The sequence below is a fragment of the Dietzia sp. SLG310A2-38A2 genome, from assembly GCF_014145095.1.
In the GTDB taxonomy this organism is placed as follows: domain Bacteria; phylum Actinomycetota; class Actinomycetes; order Mycobacteriales; family Mycobacteriaceae; genus Dietzia.
This window is the reverse complement of the sequence record NZ_JAALDX010000507.1, coordinates 2,850-3,509: the sequence shown is the minus strand read 5'-3', so window position 1 is coordinate 3,509 and position 660 is coordinate 2,850. Positions and strand designations below refer to the sequence as shown.

The window sequence follows — 660 nt, the reverse complement described above, 5'->3', positions numbered from 1 at the left end:
GCGCCCCGCGTCGCGGTCTCGTGCGTGCAGACCGCCGACGCCCACCGCCGCCGCGGGCTCGCCGAGGTGGTCACCGGCGCGCTCGTCGAGTGGGGACTGACCCTGGGCGCCGAGGAGTGTCACCTCCACGTGTTCGCGGACAACTCGGCCGGTCGCGGCCTGTGGGCCAAGCTCGGGTTGGCCCCGCATCATTCGATGCGTCACCTCGTCGTCGTCGAGGGTTCTGCTCCGCGGTCCGCGCGATCCGACCCGGGGTAATAGACTGCTCGCCATGCGCCTGGCCACCTGGAATGTGAACTCGATCAGAGCTCGACGGGATCGTGTCGTGGCCTGGTTGGAACGCTCGGACGTGGATGTGCTGGCCATGCAGGAGACCAAGTGCAAGGACGACCAGTTCCCGCACGAGGCGTTCGAGGAGTTGGGGTACCAGGTCGCCCACCACGGGCTCAGCCAGTGGAACGGCGTGGCGGTGGCCTCCCGGGTGGGGCTCGACGACGTCCGGCTGGGCTTCGACGACATGCCCGGCTTCCACAAGGATCCCGAGGTCACCCAGGACCCGGAGGCGCGCGCCATCTCGGCGGTGTGCGACGGCGTCCGCGTCTACAGCCTCTACGTGCCCAACGGTCGCGAGCTGGCGGACCCGCACTACACCTACAAACT

General features: G+C 69.2%; 2 protein-coding genes. Both read left to right on the top strand.

Annotated features, from left to right (window positions below; translation table 11 throughout):
- On the top strand, positions 1-258 hold a 258-nt coding region (locus G6027_RS16300), incomplete at its 5' end, for a GNAT family N-acetyltransferase (protein WP_182638067.1).
- Between the two features lie 13 nt (positions 259-271).
- Positions 272-660 (top strand): exodeoxyribonuclease III (locus G6027_RS19105; RefSeq protein WP_241727205.1); only part of this gene is annotated, 389 nt, incomplete at its 3' end.